3 protein-coding genes and 1 pseudogene are annotated in these 1,695 nt (G+C 60.5%); all 4 read right to left on the bottom strand.

Features of this window, described 5'->3' with window-relative positions; translation table 11 throughout:
- Positions 1-381: pseudogene (locus WCA53_RS20875) on the bottom strand (AMP-dependent synthetase); the annotation flags it as partial.
- Positions 378-1,055, bottom strand: a complete 678-nt coding sequence (locus WCA53_RS20870) for a hypothetical protein (protein WP_423915111.1) — start codon at positions 1,053-1,055, stop codon at positions 378-380. The gene WCA53_RS20870 and the pseudogene WCA53_RS20875, both read right to left, overlap by 4 nt.
- The gene (locus WCA53_RS20865) at positions 1,055-1,306 is read right to left on the bottom strand and encodes an acyl carrier protein (protein ID WP_423915109.1); all 252 of its coding nucleotides are present in this window, start codon (positions 1,304-1,306) and stop codon (positions 1,055-1,057) included. The genes WCA53_RS20870 and WCA53_RS20865 overlap by 1 nt, the downstream gene beginning before the upstream one ends.
- Positions 1,307-1,309: 3 nt before the next feature.
- On the bottom strand, positions 1,310-1,618 hold the full coding sequence (locus tag WCA53_RS20860; RefSeq protein WP_423915113.1) for a phosphopantetheine-binding protein: 309 nt from the start codon (positions 1,616-1,618) through the stop codon (positions 1,310-1,312).
- Positions 1,619-1,695: the final 77 nt, after the last annotated feature.

Raw genomic sequence — 1,695 nt, 5'->3', positions numbered from 1 at the left:
CGTGAGCGGCGCGTCTGGATCGATCGCAGGTGCAACCGGGGGCGATACATCATTCAAACCACTAGACAACAGCGCGTCAATGTCGGCGCCGGTCAACGCGGCGTCGCAGGCGTCGGCCAAATCGGCGAGGTATCCAGGCGCGGTATTAGCCGGCACCACGGGCTCCTTGCCGCAAGCGAACAGCGCAAAGAGCGCGCAAGCAAAGTCGAACGGGTCATCGATGCATAACGCGTAGCGCCGCGCCGACTGCAAGCGCAGAGCCGAAGCAAGGGACAGTACGCGCTCACGGAAGGTGCCGAAATCGATGATGACGGCGCCATCGACACATACAGGCACAGCGCCATCGCGTGTATCGAGCAACAGATCATGAAGCGCGATCATGCTGTCTCCGAATGTGCCGGTGTGGCCGATGCCGCCGACTTAGCAGCCCGTGGATGCACGACCACGTAACGCCACGCGAATTCGCCGAGAAGCAACGCGCCAATCAGGCCGTAGGCAATCCCGCCGTTGTACAACGACCAGGCGGCGCGGGTCCACGCAAGCGCCGTATAGGCCGAGAACGCGCAGTTAAGCGCGAAAAACGCGCACCACACGTGAGTCACCCGTCGCGTGTAGCGCCCGGCGTGCGCGTCAAGATCCGGCTTGCTCAAGCGGGCAAATTTTTCGATCATCGAAGGTCCGCGCACAAGCGTCGCGCCGAACGCGACCAGCAAGCCAAGATTCACGAGCGACGGATAGAGATGCAGCAACAGCTCACTGCCAGTCACCACGATTCCTGTGGACATGCAACTCAACAGACCCGCCACGCACCAGTCAATACGTGTAAGCCGGCGCAGCGACATCGCGACCATGCCTCGCCCTTTCCAGCGTTGCAGCCATAGCAGGCCAAGCAACATCGCGCCGATATATCGCGGCTCGTCCCAGAGCCACGCGCTGAGCACCGTTGCCGGATACGCGAGCGCCAACGTGACCTGAAGTACGCCGCGTGCGATACCCGGCGCGCGATGGTCGTGCGCGTCGGCGGTTTCGCGCACCCGCGTATCCCCCGCCTGCATCACCCCTGCGCCGCCAATAGCGACTCGACCGCGCCGATCACGTCGCCGACAGTCCGGACCGTCTTGAACTCTTCCGGCTTGATGCGCCGGCCCGTCATCTCCTGGAGCTTGATCGCGAGATCGACCGCGTCGATGCTGTCGAGATCGAGATCCTCGTACAGGTTGGCCTCTGGCGTAACGCGTGCTGGATCAATCCCAAAGTTGTCTTTGAAGATAGCCTGGATACGCTCGATAATTTCTTCCTCAGTCAAGATTCACGCTCCTTTTTGTTCTAATTCATTCGGCATGCTTGCTACTTTTTCCTGGGTGCCCTGACTGGCGATCAACGCCGCGAGCGTCTCGATAGAACGAAAATGGTCGCGCGTGCGTTCGTCGTTCGCGGCCAGCGAAAGATGGTAATGGTTGCGCAACACAATCCCTATTTCGAGGGCATCGATCGAATCCAGGCCGATACCGTCGGTGTCGAACAGCGGCGCATTGTCGTCAATGTCAGCCGGCGTCAGGTCTTCCAGATCGAGGGCCTCGATCAGAAGTTTTTTGAGTTCAAGTTTTAAAGAATCCATAGTCCAACAGGCGCTGATTAATGTGGGCCTCAATAGCGCGGGCGAGCGTGCGCGCGGCAAGGGTCGGGATGGCGCCG

The sequence above is a fragment of the Caballeronia sp. genome (assembly GCF_049581465.1).
Taxonomy (GTDB): domain Bacteria; phylum Pseudomonadota; class Gammaproteobacteria; order Burkholderiales; family Burkholderiaceae; genus Caballeronia.
The sequence above is the reverse complement of the archived record's forward strand: the minus strand, read 5'-3'. Positions and strand labels throughout refer to the sequence as shown.